Genomic DNA, 15,729 nt, shown 5'->3' on the forward strand with positions numbered 1-15,729 from the left:
GCAGTGGTGGCTTGGGCCCTTGCGGGCTGCGCCGGGCCGCGGCCGGCGTCAACCCAAGCGGTCTTCACCGAGCTGGCCGCCGGCACCTACCTGCACCGCGGCCTGCTCGAGGACTGGGGCCCGGCGAATCTCGGCGATGTGGCCGACACCGGCCTGGTGATCGGCAGCCGCTGCGCCGCGGTGATCGACACCGGCGGCACGCTCGCCACCGGCCGCAAGCTGGCGGCGGCCGTGCGCCGCCTGACCGACAAGCCGGTGTGCTGGGTCATCGCGACGCATGCCCATCCCGATCACGTGTTGGGCCATCAGGCCTTCGTCGAAGCCGCGGTCGTTGACGGCCAGCCGCCGCCGGTGATCGTCGGCCACGCGCGGCTGCCCGCGGCGCTGGCGGTGCGCGGGCCGTACTACCTGAACGCCTTGAAGCGCGACTTCGGCCCGGCACTCGCCGAGCAGACGGCGCTCTTGCCGCCGACGTTGTCGGTGCAGGCCACGCTCGAGCTCGACCTCGGCGGCCGCGTACTCGAACTGAAGGCTTGGCCGACTGCGCACACCGATGCCGACCTCAGCGTCTTCGATCGCGCAAGCGGCACGCTGTTCGTCGGCGACCTGCTGTTCGTCGACCACACGCCGGTGATCGACGGACGCCTGAAGGGCTGGCTCGCGGCGATGGACGACATGCAGACCTGGCCGGTCAAGATTGCCGTGCCCGGCCACGGCCCGCCCAGCCCCGACTGGCCCGGCGTGCTCGCGCCACAGCGGCGCTACCTCGAAGGCCTGCGCAGCGACGTGCGCGCGGCGATCAAGGAGGGCCTGACGCTGCGTCAGGCCGTCGAGCGCATCGCGCCCGACCGCGCGGACTGGCAGCTGCTGGACGTTTTCCATGCCCGCAACGTCACCGCCGCATATGCCGAGCTAGAGTGGGACGAGTGAGCTCCGACCCGATCAGTGCACCCCGACTCCACCATGACCCGCATGCCGCCCTGGCGCATGCGCGGGCGATCTACGACGAAGCCGTCGCGCGCGTGCGCGGCGATCTGCAGGCCTTCGTCGCCGGCCGCGATCCGATCGACCGGCAGGCCGCGTGCTGCTACCCGCGCGTCACCGTGCGCACCTACGCGGCGACGCGCGCCGACACGCCGCTGGCCTACGGCTTCGTCGCCGGCCCCGGCCGCTACGAGACGACGCTGACGCGGCCCGACCTCTTCGGCGACTACTACCTCGAGCAGTTCCGGCTGCTGCTGCGCAACCACGACGTCGCGCTCGAAGTCGGCGCGAGCCGCGAGCGCATCCCGCTGCACTTCGCACTGCACGAGGGCGACCACTTCGAAGGCAGCCTTGATGCGGTCAGGCGTGCGCGGCTCGCCGAAGTGTTCGACCTGCCCGACCTCGGCTCGATGGACGACGGCATCGCCAACGGCACCTTCACGCCGCGGCTCGACGACCACGGCCAGCGGGTGCATCCGCTCGCGCTGTTCACCGCCGCGCGCGTCGACTACTCGCTGCATCGCCTGCGCCATTACACCGGCACCTCGCCGGAGCACTTCCAGAACTTCGTGCTGTTCACGAACTACCAGTTCTACATCGACGAGTTCGTCAAGCTCGGCCACGCGTTGATGCATCGGACGCGCGACGACCGCCTGCCGCTGGAAGTCGGCGCCGAAGGCTTCGACCTCGCCGAGCACGGCGAGTACATCGCCTTCGTCGAGCCGGGCAATGTCGTGATGCGTCGCGCCGGCTGCACGCTCGAACCCGGCGACTTCCTCGGCGCGCCGCCGCCGCGCCTGCCGCAGATGCCTGCCTACCACCTGATGCGCAAGGATCGCAGCGGCATCACGATGGTCAACATCGGCGTCGGCCCGAGCAACGCGAAGACGATCACCGATCACATTGCCGTGCTGCGTCCGCACGCCTGGATCATGCTGGGCCATTGCGCCGGCCTGCGCACCACGCAGCGGCTCGGCGACTACGTGCTCGCGCACGGCTACGTCCGCGAGGACCATGTGCTCGACGAAGAGCTGCCGCTGTGGGTGCCGATCCCGGCGCTGGCGGAGATCCAGGTCGCGCTTGAAACAGCGGTGGCTGACGTCACCCGGCTCGAGCCGAACGAGCTGAAGCGCGTGATGCGCACCGGCACCGTCGCCTCCACCGACAACCGCAACTGGGAGCTGCTGCCGTTCCAGTCACGCGGCGGCGCCGGCCTGCACGGCACGCCCGAGCAGCGTTTCAGCCAGAGCCGCGCGATCGCGCTCGACATGGAAAGCGCAACCGTCGCCGCCAACGGGTTTCGCTTCCGCGTGCCCTACGGCACCTTGCTGTGCGTGAGCGACAAGCCGCTGCACGGCGAGATCAAGTTGCCGGGGATGGCGAATGATTTCTACCGGGAGCGGGTGGGCCAGCACTTGCGCGTGGGGTTGAGGGCGATCGAGCGGCTGCGCGAAGGTGGCGTCGATCGGCTGCACAGCAGGAAGCTGAGGGGGTTTGCGGAGGTGGCGTTTCAGTAGCTCGGGTCGCGGCGTCCTCGGCGCGGCGGCACTAGTTCACGCACCGAGCCGCTCGTCAGGTGCCGGCGGCACTTCGTCGGGCCGCTGTCCACGCCACGGCGGGTGCGTGACATGCTCGCGCCACACCGAACGAGGACCGTCGCATGCGCATGACCCGGCCGCGAGGCTTCACGCTGATCGAAGTGATGATCGTCGTCGCGATCATCGGCATCCTGGCGGCCATCGCCTACCCGAGCTACCGCGACTACGTGATCCGCGGCCGCCTGGTCGACGCGACCAACGGCTTGGCGGCGATGCGCGCGGAGATGGAGCGGTTCTTCCAGGACAACCGGACTTACGACACCGTCGGCGCCTTCACTTCGCCCTGCGAGGACGTGACCGCCGCCGGCGTGGCTCGCCGCACGTTCGGCAACTTCGTGGTGACATGCGTCGGCGCGGGCGCTCCGACGGCCACGGCCTACACGCTGACGACGACCGGGAGCGGCCAAATGGCCGGTTTCTCGTTCACGGTCAACCAGCTGGACGATCGACGGACCACCACCAGCGCCACCGCGGGCGGCGGCGGCTGGAACACCGCGGGCGCCTGCTGGCTCGTGCGCAAGGGCCAGTGCTGATGCGCTCCGTGCAGCGTTCGATGCGCGGCTTCACCCTCGTGGAGCTGATGGTCACGATCGCCGTCTTTGCCATCTTGCTGATGGCCTCGGCACCGAGCATCGGCACGTGGATCAACAACACGCGGATGCGCACCGTGGCCCAGGTGCTGCAGGACGGCGTGCGGCTGGCCCAGGCCGAGGCGGTGCGCCGCAACCGCAACGTCACCTTCTTCCTGACGAACGAGCAGCCAGCGCTGGGCGCGGCCGCGGTCGCGAACGGCGTGAACTGGGGCATCCGCACCCAGCCGCGCTTGACCGGGGAGGCCGCGGAGTTCATCCGTGGCGGCGCATTGACCGACGTCGCGGCCGGCGTGGCAATCGCCGGGCCGGCGGCCCTGTGCTTCGGGGGCGCCGGCCCGCAGGTGGCGGTCCCTGCGCAGGGCTGCGCCGTCGGCGCGACCAACTACGGCATCACGCGCACCGGTGCCGATCGCCAACTGCGCGTCACGGTCGCCATCGGCGGCCAGGTGCGGATGTGCGACCCCGACAAGACCGTCTCGGCGGCGAATCCCGACGGATGCTGAGCATGCGACTTCCTCTCCTGTCTTCGTCACTTCGCGCTCGGCGCCCCGCGCCGGCGCGTCCCGGCCAACGCGGCGTCACGCTGCTCGAAGTGCTGGTCTCGATCCTGATCTTCTCGTTCGGCATCCTCGGCCTCGTCGGCCTGCAGGCGCGCGCGACGCAGTATTCGATCGACGCCGAGGATCGCAGCCGAGCGGCCTTGCTGGCCGACGACCTGGCCGCGCAGATGCGCCTGGCGCGCCGTGTCAATCTGCCGACTCAGCAGATCGACGATTGGCGCACGCGCGTCACGGACACCGTCCGCGCGGGCTTGCCCAATGCCGCGATCACGGTGACGCCCGACGTGCCGAACAACACGGCGCTGATCACGATCACCTGGCGTCCGCCGCGGCAGGCGGTGGGCAACGAGAGCCGGCTCGTGACCGAAGTCGTCCTGACGAACGAGGAGATCGGCTGATGCGGCGCACCGTGTTCGAGGCCTCGCGCCGGGCCGCAGCCCGAGGCTTCTCGCTGATCGAGCTGATGGTGTCCGTGACGATCGGCCTGGTCGTGACGCTCGCCGTGTTCGGCGTGCTCGCCGCGAGCGAGGCGCGCAAGCGCAACGCCACGTCGCTCAACGACATCAATCAATCGGGCGTCTACGCGACCTACATCCTCGATCGCGCGATCCGCAGCGCCGGTACCGGCTTCGCTCAGGCGTGGCCACAGATCGGCGGCTGCCGCGTGAATGCGACGCTGCGCGACGCCGGAGGCGGCGTCGACATTGGGGCATGGCCGCGGGCCGGCGCACTGCCAGCGCCCTTTGCTGGCGTGCCGCAAACGCTGCGGCTCGCTCCGGTGATCGCCTTCCGCAACGCGTCCGCGGCCGGTTCCGACGTGATTCAGGTGATGAATACATCGGGCGGCTTTGGCGAAGCACCCCCCGAGATCGGGCCGGGCAGTTTGACGAGTCTGCGGGTGGTTCTACCTAACTCGATCGGGATTCGCGCCAACGACCTACTGCTGGTGGCCGGCAGCGGCGAATGCCAATTGACGCAGGTCGCCGCGGCAAAGCCCCTTTGCGCCGGCGACCCGACCGCCGCCCCCGGCACGGCGTGCGCGCCGGTGGTCGAGTTCGCCGGCCGTTACCACAATGCCAGCGGCACTGGCTTCGCGTCGGTCAGCGCGGGTCGCGGATTCGCCGTGCCGTTGGGCAACGCGACGACGAACCCGCCGCAGCTGATGCTCTACGGCGTCGGCGCCAACAGCACGCTGTTCTCGTACGACACGCTGCTGATCGACGGCAACGACGCGGCGCAGCCGGTGGCCGAGAACGTGCGCGCGTTGTACGCCGCCTATGCGACCGATCCCGGCGTACTCGACGGCACGATCGTCTGGCAGGCCCCGACCGCGACCGGCGCATGGTCGGGGGCGTCGCTGAGCAACGGCTCGGCGGCCTCCAACACGCTGCTGCGCGAGATCGTCGCGGTGCGCATCGGCGTCGTGATGCGCTCGTCGCTGGTCGAGCGCGAAGACGTCGCACCCGCGTCTCTGACGCTGTTCTCGGACCTGCCGGCCGGCGTGCAGCGCACCCTCGACCTGACCGGCGCCGGCGAGAGCCGCCGTCAGCGTCATCGTGTCGTCGAAGTCACCGTGCCGCTTCGCAACTTCCTGCTGCGCCCATGAACTCGAGCCCCTTCACTCCTCCGCGCGCGCGGCGCGCGGCCCCGAATGCGCGCATCAAGGGCACCGTGCTCGTGATCAGCCTGGTGATCCTCGCCGTGATGCTGATCTCGGCAGCCGCGCTGGTGCGGTCGTTCGACACCGCGCTCGGCACCGCCGGCAATGTCGCCTTCAAGCGCGATCTCGCGCAGCAGAGCGAGCGCGTCAGCCAGAACATCCTGACGCTGTTCCGCGGCACCGGGCACTTCTCCGTGCGGGCCAACCGGTCGACCAGCGACGTCTCGCGCAACTACAGCGCGGTGGTGCTGCCGAGCAACCCGCAAGGCATCCCCGTCGCGCTGCTGACCAACGGCGCGATGGACCCGGCCGTCGGCACGGCCGGGGACATTGCGGCGGGTCGGGGCATCGACTTGCGCTACGTGATCGACCGCATGTGCAGCCTTCCCGGCGACGACCGCGTGCTCGGCGCCGATGCCTGCACGATCGCCGGCGGCACGCGCGTGCCCGGCGGCGACGTGGTCCAGTGGCAGAACGATGCGGCGCGCGGCAGCTCGTCGGCCACCGGAGCCGCGGGCAGCGGCCTGGCCGGTGCGGCACCGCAGCCGATCGTCTACCGATTGAGCATCCGTGCGACGGGCCCGCGCAACACCCAGGCATTTTTCCAGACGACGTTCTCGTGTTGCGACGGCTGATCGATGCCGCCGCCTGCGCTTCCCGTCGTTCCGATGAAGAGGTTCCAGTGAGCACTTCCCAAGGTACTTTCCACGCGCAACCTGCCGGCCGGATCCTCGGTGCCTGGCGGTCCCGGGCGCTCCAGCTCGCACTGCCGGTGCTGGCGGGTGCGCTGGTCGCGGATGCCGGCGCGCAAACGACGCTGGCCGACGGCCCGATCTTCGCGGCGACCAGTGCATCGGTGCCCAGCAACGTCGCCCTGGCGCTGTCGGTCGAATGGCCGACGGCCTCGCGCGCCGCCTATCCCGGCGTCGACGACTATTCGAGTGCGCGTCTGTATCGAGGCTACTTCGATGCCGGGAAGTGCTACAACTACAGCTACAGCGCCACCGAAGCGGCGCGCCATTTCCGCCCCGCCGGTCTTGCGACCAACCGCACCTGCACCAGCGCCAACGGCTGGAGCGGCAATTTCCTGAATTGGGCGGCGACGCAGGCCATTGATCCGTTCCGATTGGTGATGACCGGGGGCAACCGCAGCACGGACACCCCGACGGAAACGATCCTGCAGAAGGCCTTCCATTCGGGCCAGGGCGCGCTCTACCCCGACAAGGTGCTGACCGACGCCGCGACGATCGCCGGTGCCACGCCGTTCAACTGGGGCACGCTGCGCATCAGGATCCAGGGCGCTGGCTTCGCGATGATCTTCTCGGGGACTTCCGTAGCGGGCGACCCGGCCACGGCTATCCCGTACGGCAGCGCGGCGACCGACGTCGTCCAGCGCTACAGCGCGAGCGTGCGCGTCAGGGTCTGCGACGGCTCGGGGGGTGCCGGCGGCCTCGAATCGAACTGCCAGCCGTACGGCAGCAACGCCAAGCCCGAAGGCTTGATCCAGCGCTACGCGACGCGACTGCGCTTCAGCGCCTTCGGCTACATGAACGAGACCGGCAACCAGCGCGACGGCGGCGTGATGCGCGCGCGGATGAAGTTCGTCGGGCCGACGCAGCCGGTGCCCGGCCAGCCGCCGATCGCCAATCCGCGACAGGAATGGAGTCCGACCACGGGCGTCTTCGAGGTGCACCCCGACAGCGCCGACGAGACGGCGTCCAACGGCAACTACGGCAGCACCGCGCTGTCGAGCGGGGTGGCGAACTACCTCAACAAGTTCGGCCAGTTGTTGACCGGCGAGTACAAGGGCAACGACCCGGTCGGCGAGCTCTACTACGCGGCCACGCGGTACTTCAAGAATCTGGGCAACGTCCCCCAGTGGTCGGCGATCGGCACCACGGATCCGGCCGAGATCACGCGTCGCCTCGACGGCTTCCCGGTGATCACGACCTGGGACGATCCGATCCAGTACTCCTGCCAGCGCAACTTCATCCTCGGCATCGGCGACATCTACACCCACGCCGACAAGAACGTCCCCGGCAACACGAACACGTCGAACGAGCCCGCGATTCCGAACTTCGGCGCCGACCCGCTCAATGCCGTCGCCGCCACCAACATCGTCGGCCAGCTGCAGGGCCTGGGCACCAGCTACGGCACCGCGACGAACGTCTCGTCGGGCTGCTGCAGCACCAACGGGGCGTTGATGGCCGGCATTGCCTTCCACTCCAACACCTCGGACATCCGTCCCGACGACCCGGCCGACCTCATCCGCACGCGCAACCGGCAGACGATCCAGACGTTCTGGGTCGACGTGCTGGAGCGCGCCTTCGAGCCGTCCAACCAGTTCTATCTGGCCGCGAAGTTCGGCGGCCTGCTGCCACCGGCCGGCACGACCTTGTCGTACGCGACGCCACCCACCACGATCGAAGACTCGTGGTGGACCACGACGGGCGAGACCGTCGGCGCGGGAGCCACCAGTCAGCCGCGGCCCGACAACTACTTCACCGCGGGCGATCCGGACACGATGGTCTCGGGCCTGACCCGGGCGTTCGAACGCATCAACACGCTCGGCGCTTCGTTCACCACCTCGTCCGCTGTCGCGCAGCCGCAGGTGTCGGGCACCGCCGGCAACCTGAGTTTTGCAGCGTCCTACGACGCCGACGGATGGATCGGCCAATTGAGCGCCAACAGCCTGAGCTTCGCGCCCGACGGCACGCCGACGCAGACCAACGTGTGGAACGCCTCGACGACGCTGGCGGCCCAGTTGGCAGGCGGCGGCTGGGATACCGGTCGGCGCGTGATCACCCGCCGTCCCGGCTTCACGACCGGTGGCGTGCCTTTCCGTGTCGCCAACCTCTCGCCCGCCCAACTGACCGCCCTCGATACGTCGTACGTCGCCGGCAACGACAGCGTCGCGTACGTCAACTACCTTCGCGGCGACCGCAGCCAGGAACGCAGCGCCGCGACGCCCGGGCTGCCGTATCGCCAGCGCCGCAGCTTGCTGGGCGACATCGTCGGGTCCAACGTGGTCGCGATCGGCGCGCCGAGCTTGCCGTTGTCCGACGCCACCAACCCCGGCTACAACCAGTTCAAGATCGACAACGCGAACCGACCGGTGATGGCCTATGCAGGAGCCAACGACGGCATGCTGCATGCGTTTCGCGGCGACGGCTCGGTGACCGAAGCCGGCCGCGAAGTCTTCGCGTACGTCCCCAACGCCGTGATTCCCGGACCCAGCACGCCGTCGACGCCGAGCGTCGACGGGCTGGCCGCGCTCGGCAATCCGAACTACGTGCATCGCAACTACGTCAATTCGACGCCGTTCATCACCGACATCGACGTGAACCGCACGTGGACCAACGGCACGCCGCCGGCCACGGCGCCGGCGCCGGCCTGGCGCTCCATCCTGATCGGCGGCCTGGGCAAGGGCGGTCGGAGCTACTACGCCATCGACGTGACCTCGCCCACCAGCGCCACCAGCGAAGCCGACGCGGCGTCGCGCGTGCTGTGGGAGATCTCGCCGCCGGGCATGGGGTACACCTTCGGCCAGCCGGTGGTCGTCAAGACCCGCCGCTACGGCTGGACCGTGGTGCTGCCCTCCGGCTACAACACCCCCGCCGTCGACGCCGCCAATCCGGCGGGCCGTGCGTACCTGTTCTTCGTCAATCCGCTCACCGGGGCGCTGCTCGAGACGGTCGCCGTCGGCACCGGCGGTTCGGCCACCAACGATGCCGGCCTCGCGCACATCAATGCGTATGTGCTCGACTTCACCGACGGCTATGCCGACGCCATCTACGGAGCCGACCTGCTGGGCAACCTATGGCGGGTCGACGTGAGCGGCACCGGGCCGTTCCCCGCACCGGCGACGCCGATCGCCCGGCTCACCGACACCGCCGGCAATCCTCAGCCTGTCACGACGCGGCCTCGAATTGTCCTGCATCCGCTTACTCGCGATCGCATCGTCACGATCGGGACGGGCCGGTTGCTTGACAGCTCCGACCTCGCTAGCACGCAGCAGCAAACCTTTTATGCCATTCGTGACGGCAACCAGGCACGTTTCTTCAGCCCCCGTCCTGCGACGGGCGGGACCAGCATGCCGCCCGAATTGCCGGCGACGGTGACGGGATTTCCAATCACGCGGGTGGCGGATCTCGTCGCTGTTTCGGAAGCTCAGTTGGCGACCGGCATCACCCTGACCGATGACGCTCCAATGGGCTGGTACCACGACCTCGGTTTCGCCAACGGAGCCGGAACCGTCGCACGCAGGGTCTTGGTGGACTCCGCAGTGTTTCAAGGCACCGTTGCTTTCGCAAGCACGCTGCCTTCCGTGTCCGATCCCTGCGAGCCGTCCGGTACAAGCCGCGTCTACGCGACCAACTTGGGAACGGCTCGTTCTCAGTTGGCCCAGCAAGCAGCGTTCTACCCGTTGGCTTCGGGCAGCGTCAACAACCTGCAGTTCCTCTCAGTCGGAGGCTCCGTGCGGTTGGTCGGGGGGACTGACCGCGGCGGCCTCGAGCCGGTCCCAGGACCGACAGCCGCGCCCGTGGAACTGCGGCGGTTGAACTGGCGCGAGATTCCGCTGACCAATTGATCATGCTTGCATTGCCTCCGGCGCCGCAAACATAGTCGGGCCGCTCGTGCCTCGCAGTGCCCGTTGCAGCACTGCGTGTGCGCGCGGACAGCGACGCGCCCCCGGAGCAAGCTTCCATCTCGCCACGCGCTCCACTATTCGCTGGGTCTTCGACCGAAGGTGGCTAAAGACGGCCTCTGGGCAAGACTCGTTTATCGTTCTTCCCATGCCCATCGACCTGGGAAGCACCCGTCTCGACAACGCCCTCGCCCTCTTCGACGAGTTCGTCCTCGCCACTGTCAAGCACCCTGACGCCGCCACACTCCGCGGCCTTGAAGGCCGCTTTGCGGAAAAGCTCGGCATTCAGCCGAGCTATTGGTCGCAGATTAAGAGCCGCTCGCGCCAGATCGGCGAGCGGCTTGCGCGACAGTTCGAACGGCAGTGCCGCAAGCCCGCTGGATGGCTCGACATGCCGCCGAAGCAGCGCGGCCGGACCACAGCGCCGATGGGCGATGCACGCGCGCTTACCGACCCAACGCCGGCCGAGCCGGAAGACCCGACCCACCCGAAAGACGACGACGAACGCTTCATCGTCGGTCTCGTGCTGACCTACTACCGCCGGCACCCGCAACGCGCTCGCGCCCGCCTGCTTGATCTCCTGGGTGAAGTTCTGGTAGTAGACCCGGCGCCGCGCAAAGACTCTCCTGCACCAACCAAGACCCAACCCACATCGGCAGTGCCGCCCGACAACGACCACGCGCTATGGACCCGAAGCAATGCCGGTGTGGCGCCTTTGAAACGCAAGCGCTGAATTGCGCTCCAGGGTTGACGAAGATAAAGTGGCGTTTATCATTTGCGCAAGCTTGCTCGCTGCTTTGCAAGCGACACACCTTCACCGCCACAAGACCATCGAAGCAAACGCCGATGACTCGTCTTACGCCGCATCCGATGTCTGCCACGCGCTGCCTTGTCGCATCGGCCGCTGTGCGTCTGGCGTGGCCGTCAAAGGCAGGTCGAAACGTGCAATCGCTGAGCACCGCCCGCTTCGGCGGCGCACTCCACGCCCCACCGCGTCGCTGAGTCATTGAGACTTCGCCACGACGGCCCGGGGATGCAAGTGCACTCCGGGCCGTTTGCTTTGATGCGGTGACTTGCCGCGGTCAGGCTCGATGGATTCGCTTGATCAGCCAACTTTCACCAGGAGCCACCTATGAAGAACCGTCCGTCGACCGATGTGCCCGGCCACCGCTGCTTCGCGCGGTTGCGCGCCGGCATAGCCGCGCTCTCGCCACCCTTTGCCTGAAACCCGCGCTGCCGCACCTGGACGGCGGTCGCCGAGGAGAAGCCTGATGTTTGCTCCCATCACCCGCGCCCATCTGCATCCCCCGCAATGGTCTCCGCCGACACGCGGGCCGCGCCGGACAGCGGTGACGCTTCTGCTGCGCGCAAGCGCGCTGCTGGTCCGCACGGCAGTGCGCCTGCAACAACCTACCTCCGGCCCGCCGCTGAGGCTTGCGCGGTCCGGGGCGGTCGCTGCCGACCTGCCCGGCGAAGACGCCCGCAGCCGCGAATTCCACGCCGAGGCCGGGGCACCGGAAGGCGCGCTTTACGTGGGCGGGCAACTCGTCGGTCGTTTGCCGGGCGTGAAGCGGCTTTGACGGCGTCCTCGCTTGCATGTGCAGGCGGGGGCGCTGTTCAAGTCGGCGCTTGTCGCGTCGATATCAGCGACGTGGAAAGCCCGCAAGTCTTCTCAGCCTCGGCGCCGCTCGAGCTTGCGCCGCCCGATGTGGCCGCATGGATGGTGCGCTTTGCTGCGGCTCCGATCCCAATCCTCGCAAGCACCGCCCAGGAACTGGCCTGGCTCGCGGACGCGGAGGAACGTCGCGGCGATGTCGATGCTCACCAGCTGTGCGAACCCATCGAGCGTGATCCGCTGATGTGCCTGCGGGTGCTGGCCAGCGCCGCCCGCTGCCGCGCCCGGCTGCCGGCCGAGCGCCAAGGCGGCACCGAGACGATTACCGCAGCGCTCGTGATGCTGGGCATCGGCCCGTTCTTTCGCGAGTATGCCGAGCCATTGACGGTCGAACAGTGCCTTGCGGCGCACCCGGCTGCGATCGACGGCCTGATGGGCGTGATCCGCCGAGCGCACCGCGCCGCCGATTTCGCGCTCTGCTTCGCCGTGCACCGCATGGATGACGACGCCGCGGTCGTCAAGTTGGCCGCCCTGCTGCACGATTTTGCGGAGATGCTGCTGTGGTGCCACGCGCCGGAACTGGCGTTGGCGATCCAGTCCCGGCAGGCCGCCGACGCCGGCTTGCGTACCGCCGAGGCACAGCAAGCGCTGCTGCGGGCCGAATTGCCGGAGGTGGCCCAGGCGCTGATGCGCCACTGGACGCTGCCTGAACTGCTGGTACGCATCAACGACGAGCGCCAGGCGGCCGAGCCGCGGGTGCGCAGTGTGCTGCTTGCCGTGCGGCTGGCGCGGCACACCGACGAGGCCAAGGGCGGCTGGAGCAATCCTGCGGTGCCCGACGATCTGCGCGACATCGCCCAGCTCCTGAACCTGTCAAAGAACGCCGTCGAGACGCTCGTGCGCGAGATCGATCGCTGAAGAAACCGCTTTTGCAGGCCTCGGGAAGACCCCAGGCACTTCCGCGCCTCGGTATCCGGCGAGGACAAAACCGCCGCGGGCTGAGACAATCGAGAGATGGCCTCACGCAAAGACACCACCACGCGCATCCAGGAAGACGGACTTCGCTACACCAGCAAGGCACCAGGCTCGCCGTTTTCGCCGCGGCCCGGCGCGTTCTCTGGCGCGACAAATACCATGTCTTGCTTCTTCTGCGGTGCACATCAGCCTCCCAACCGCCGCACGATGCAGAAAGTGTTGGGTCGCAGCCAGCCGGTCTGCGAGCCTTTGTGCGAAAAGAACCCCCGCGCAAAGAAGCTTGCCGCCCTGGCCGCCGCCGCCGCCGCCGCGGAGAGCGAGCCGCAGGAAACCGGCACGAACGGCTGAGTTTTCGCGCGGGCGGCCGGTGCCGCTAACGCGGGCGGCCGGTGCCGCTAAAGGTGTCCGCGTCCAGCCACGGACCTGGGGATGACATGACGCAGTTGGCGCCCGAGTAAAGACAGCAGCCCGTTAGATTTCTCTCGAGACCAATATGCCGCGAAAGAGCCGTATCACGCTCGAACAAGTCGAAGCTCAGATCGCCGCTTTGCAGGAACGCGCACGCGCGCTGCGGGCTGCGGAAGGCAAAGAGGTGCTGGTTCGAATTAAGCAGGCGATCGAGCATTACGGCTTTTCTGCGCAGGATTTGGGCTTCGGCGAGAAGCGCGCGGGTGTCGGCCGCAAAGCCAGTCCGTCAGCCACGAAGCCGCGCAAGAAAGGCATCATTCGTTTTCGAGATGAAGCAGGTAACTCTTGGACGGGCGTTGGGAAACGACCTAACTGGTACAAAGCGGCAATAGCCGGCGGCCGCACCCCTGAGGATCTCGCGGTCAAGTAAGACGATCAACCGCCAGGCGGCAAAGCAGCGAGGTGCGCCAAGCGCTCGTCTTTTACCTTTGGCCTTGGAACCTGCCGCACGAACGCTGATGCCACTTTCGATGCGAGCGTCGGCCGACATAGGTGACCGCCGTTCAACTCGCGGAGACAATCGTCGGTACTCAAGGGCGACGCCAATGGTGCAGCTGCACCGAGCACATGGTGATCGGCGAAGCGTTAGCTAACCGGCGGCAGGCTGGCCAGCATGCGCTGCGGAGTGCGGGTTGCAGGGGATCAACGCAGCGCACGTGCGGCAAGATTCGTATTCTCTCAAGACCCATTCGGGAGAAGCGAGGCCTCGACATCTCGCCGTCCGTGCTGTGAACCAGCATTGGGTAAATGCGCGCGCAGGCGCATTGAATATCGGCTGGCACACTGCAGCGATGTTATAGACATCGTGTAGTGCATCACTTGAAGCGCGCGCCGTATTTCTGGCGTTGCGCACCAGCGCTCACGGGCTGGCTTCAAGCTTGTCGGGCGAAGCCCGCGATCCCGCCGAAGGGCTTATGCGCGCATTGCCTTTATAAGCGCAGTTGTAGTCCGTGCACGCGTTTCAAGGTCGCCGGCAAAATCGAGCTGCGTGACGGCGACATGCCGCAGCACCCAGTTGGTTCGCCGCGGCGTGCGGCTAAACATGTCGAGCAGTAGTCGCGCATCGCGCAAGATCCGCGGCCCGGAGGCCGAATCGGCCGACCGTGGCGGGCATGGGCGCGTACGAATGGCGCCGTCTACGCCTGACCAGTCCCATGTTGGCTTCGGTGCACCCGCGCCGCAGATTTGAGGCGCTGCACGATGGATATTCCACGCGCCGAGCGCCATGGGCGCCTACCGATCGGCGCCGCAGAAGCAAAGTCGCTCAGTAAGGCACTCGGCGTGCCTGCGGCGAGTTGTATTGGCGTCGGAGGTGCAGGGATCCGCATCACCCTCGATGCCACGGCACGCCATCCAGCAGGCCGAACTGCTGTGGCGCCCCGCGACAAGGCGAGGCACTCATGTTTGCCTGTGTCAACACGTGGCTGCATCGATGTGCGTTCAAGCGCGCACGGGCGCTTCGCGTGTCTGAACGCGCTCGAAGGAAGGAAGCGCGTGCAAGCGGCTCGGCGTTCAGCAAGTCACTGCGCGGCCCTGCCAATGCGTGAATCGCGTCGAGCATTGCTGGGTCGTCGTCGGAGCTTGCATCGAAACATTGGCTTCAAGATGGACGAATACGTCAATCGTGCGCTTGAGCAGCTTCGCTGTTGAGTCGACGTCGGGCTGCTCGACAAGCCTCGAGCGGGGTATGCGGTCGCCCGTAGGAAGGGTCAAGTGCCCACTTGCCTCGAGCATGTGCGGAGTTGTTGCATGCACGGGGCAGAGACGCAAGCCGCAAAAGCAAAACGCCAACCTGTTCGGTTGGCGTTTTGCTTTTGCGCCGAGGCGCATTGAATGTGGTTGCGGGGACAGGATTTGAACCTGCGACCTTTGGGTTATGAGCCCAACGAGCTACCGGACTGCTCCACCCCGCGTCAAGAAAACCAATCGTAACACGCGTCCACCCGCACGGTCAATGCGCCGCCGAAGCTTAACCGTGCCTCTGGCACATGCCCTGCAGACTGAAAGGCCGGATGTCAGCAGGGGGATAGTGTCTACACGCATGGCTAGTGTTCTGGTAGTGGAGGACAACGACGACGTCAGGGAGATGATGGCTGTCACGCTCGAGCTCGAAGGGCACCACGTGGCCACCGCCGTCAACGGCCGCGATGCGCTCGAGAAGCTTCACACCGGTGAACGCCCCTGCGTGATCCTGCTGGACCTGATGATGCCCGTGATGAACGGGTGGGAATTCCGCCGCGCCCTCGAGCTGGACCCGGTGTTACGCGACGTGCCAGTTGTGGTGGTCTCGGCTGCCACAAAGGAGATGGCGCAGCGCGCCCATGCGGCCGCCCACCTGCCCAAGCCTCTCGATATGGACCAGCTGCTGGACATCGTGGGGGCGCTCTGCAGCGACCCGGGCGCGACCGCCGGCTGCGGCGAGCCTCACTGACGCGGACGGGGGGCGTCGCGGACGATGAAAAGCACTTCGCCCGGCCGGATGTAGCCCAGGCTCTCGCGGATCAGCGACTCCTGCGCGGCCGGGTCGTCGCGGTAGAGGCGGACCTTCTCGCGCAGATCCCGGTTCTCGGCGCGCAGCCTGTTCAGCGACGCTTCCGCTTCCGCGTACGACGCCCGCGCCCGCAGCCC

15 protein-coding genes and 1 tRNA gene are annotated in these 15,729 nt (G+C 67.7%); 14 read left to right on the top strand and 2 right to left on the bottom strand.

Annotation, left to right across the window (positions count from 1 at the left end):
* Window positions 1-6: 6 nt before the first annotated feature.
* From VFR90_RS17580 to VFR90_RS17640, 13 genes are all read left to right on the top strand, one after another.
* Window positions 7-930 carry a quinoprotein relay system zinc metallohydrolase 2 gene (locus VFR90_RS17580; protein ID WP_326407462.1) on the top strand — a complete coding sequence of 308 codons (924 nt, stop codon included), beginning with the start codon at window positions 7-9 and terminating at the stop codon, window positions 928-930.
* Entirely contained in the window at window positions 927-2,501 is a 1,575-nt protein-coding gene (locus tag VFR90_RS17585) for an AMP nucleosidase (RefSeq protein ID WP_326407463.1), read from the top strand. The genes VFR90_RS17580 and VFR90_RS17585 overlap by 4 nt, the downstream gene beginning before the upstream one ends.
* Before the next feature lie 149 nt (window positions 2,502-2,650).
* A complete protein-coding gene (locus VFR90_RS17590; RefSeq protein WP_326407481.1) occupies window positions 2,651-3,115 on the top strand; it encodes a type IV pilin protein in 465 nt (154 codons plus the stop codon).
* Complete coding sequence (locus tag VFR90_RS17595; protein ID WP_326407482.1) at window positions 3,115-3,678, top strand: pilus assembly FimT family protein; 564 nt, start codon at window positions 3,115-3,117, stop codon at window positions 3,676-3,678. The genes VFR90_RS17590 and VFR90_RS17595 overlap by 1 nt, the downstream gene beginning before the upstream one ends.
* Before the next feature lie 2 nt (window positions 3,679-3,680).
* Window positions 3,681-4,133 (top strand): type IV pilus modification protein PilV, encoded by a 453-nt coding sequence (gene pilV, locus VFR90_RS17600; RefSeq protein WP_326407464.1) that lies wholly within the window; start codon window positions 3,681-3,683, stop codon window positions 4,131-4,133.
* A complete protein-coding gene (locus VFR90_RS17605; protein ID WP_326407465.1) occupies window positions 4,133-5,341 on the top strand; it encodes a PilW family protein in 1,209 nt (402 codons plus the stop codon). The genes pilV and VFR90_RS17605 overlap by 1 nt, the downstream gene beginning before the upstream one ends.
* Window positions 5,338-6,030, top strand: a complete 693-nt coding sequence (locus tag VFR90_RS17610; protein ID WP_326407466.1) for a hypothetical protein — start codon at window positions 5,338-5,340, stop codon at window positions 6,028-6,030. Before VFR90_RS17605 ends, VFR90_RS17610 begins: the two co-directional genes overlap by 4 nt.
* A gap of 47 nt (window positions 6,031-6,077) precedes the next feature.
* Window positions 6,078-9,986 carry a pilus assembly protein gene (locus tag VFR90_RS17615; protein WP_326407467.1) on the top strand — a complete coding sequence of 1,303 codons (3,909 nt, stop codon included), beginning with the start codon at window positions 6,078-6,080 and terminating at the stop codon, window positions 9,984-9,986.
* 205 nt (window positions 9,987-10,191) lie between these two features.
* The gene (locus tag VFR90_RS17620) at window positions 10,192-10,776 is read left to right on the top strand and encodes a hypothetical protein (RefSeq protein WP_326407468.1); all 585 of its coding nucleotides are present in this window, start codon (window positions 10,192-10,194) and stop codon (window positions 10,774-10,776) included.
* Between the two features lie 538 nt (window positions 10,777-11,314).
* A complete protein-coding gene (locus VFR90_RS17625) occupies window positions 11,315-11,623 on the top strand; it encodes a hypothetical protein (protein WP_326407469.1) in 309 nt (102 codons plus the stop codon).
* 71 nt (window positions 11,624-11,694) lie between these two features.
* A complete protein-coding gene (locus tag VFR90_RS17630; protein WP_326407470.1) occupies window positions 11,695-12,576 on the top strand; it encodes an HDOD domain-containing protein in 882 nt (293 codons plus the stop codon).
* A 96-nt stretch (window positions 12,577-12,672) separates the two neighbouring features.
* Window positions 12,673-12,981 carry a hypothetical protein gene (locus VFR90_RS17635; protein ID WP_326407471.1) on the top strand — a complete coding sequence of 103 codons (309 nt, stop codon included), beginning with the start codon at window positions 12,673-12,675 and terminating at the stop codon, window positions 12,979-12,981.
* A gap of 145 nt (window positions 12,982-13,126) precedes the next feature.
* Window positions 13,127-13,471, top strand: coding sequence for an H-NS histone family protein (locus VFR90_RS17640; RefSeq protein ID WP_326407472.1), 345 nt, complete (start codon window positions 13,127-13,129; stop codon window positions 13,469-13,471).
* Between the two features lie 1,466 nt (window positions 13,472-14,937).
* On the opposite strand, the gene VFR90_RS17645 is transcribed toward VFR90_RS17640, so the two are convergent.
* Window positions 14,938-15,014, bottom strand: a tRNA-Met gene (locus tag VFR90_RS17645).
* Window positions 15,015-15,160: 146 nt separating this feature from the next.
* Here VFR90_RS17645 and VFR90_RS17650 point away from each other — a divergent pair.
* Window positions 15,161-15,532: a response regulator gene (locus tag VFR90_RS17650; RefSeq protein WP_326407473.1), complete on the top strand. Its 372-nt coding sequence runs from the start codon at window positions 15,161-15,163 to the stop codon at window positions 15,530-15,532.
* On the opposite strand, the gene VFR90_RS17655 is transcribed toward VFR90_RS17650, so the two are convergent.
* The coding region (locus VFR90_RS17655; RefSeq protein WP_326407474.1) for an FtsB family cell division protein at window positions 15,526-15,729 on the bottom strand (204 nt) is incomplete at its 5' end. The two genes, VFR90_RS17650 and VFR90_RS17655, sit on opposite strands and share 7 nt — an antisense overlap.

It is taken from the genome of Methylibium sp., from assembly GCF_035762065.1.
Classification (GTDB): Bacteria; Pseudomonadota; Gammaproteobacteria; order Burkholderiales; family Burkholderiaceae_C; genus Methylibium.

Bases quoted from the DNA above. Each gene is read 5' to 3' on its own strand.
- VFR90_RS17590 (WP_326407481.1), top strand. From the start codon at position 2,651: ATGACCCGGCCGCGAGGCTTCACGCTGATCGAAGTGATGATCGTCGTC.
- VFR90_RS17595 (WP_326407482.1), top strand. From the start codon at position 3,115: ATGCGCTCCGTGCAGCGTTCGATGCGCGGCTTCACCCTCGTGGAGCTG.
- pilV (WP_326407464.1), top strand. From the start codon at position 3,681: ATGCGACTTCCTCTCCTGTCTTCGTCACTTCGCGCTCGGCGCCCCGCG.
- VFR90_RS17605 (WP_326407465.1), top strand. From the start codon at position 4,133: ATGCGGCGCACCGTGTTCGAGGCCTCGCGCCGGGCCGCAGCCCGAGGC.
- VFR90_RS17610 (WP_326407466.1), top strand. From the start codon at position 5,338: ATGAACTCGAGCCCCTTCACTCCTCCGCGCGCGCGGCGCGCGGCCCCG.
- VFR90_RS17620 (WP_326407468.1), top strand. From the start codon at position 10,192: ATGCCCATCGACCTGGGAAGCACCCGTCTCGACAACGCCCTCGCCCTC.
- VFR90_RS17625 (WP_326407469.1), top strand. From the start codon at position 11,315: ATGTTTGCTCCCATCACCCGCGCCCATCTGCATCCCCCGCAATGGTCT.
- VFR90_RS17635 (WP_326407471.1), top strand. From the start codon at position 12,673: ATGGCCTCACGCAAAGACACCACCACGCGCATCCAGGAAGACGGACTT.
- VFR90_RS17640 (WP_326407472.1), top strand. From the start codon at position 13,127: ATGCCGCGAAAGAGCCGTATCACGCTCGAACAAGTCGAAGCTCAGATC.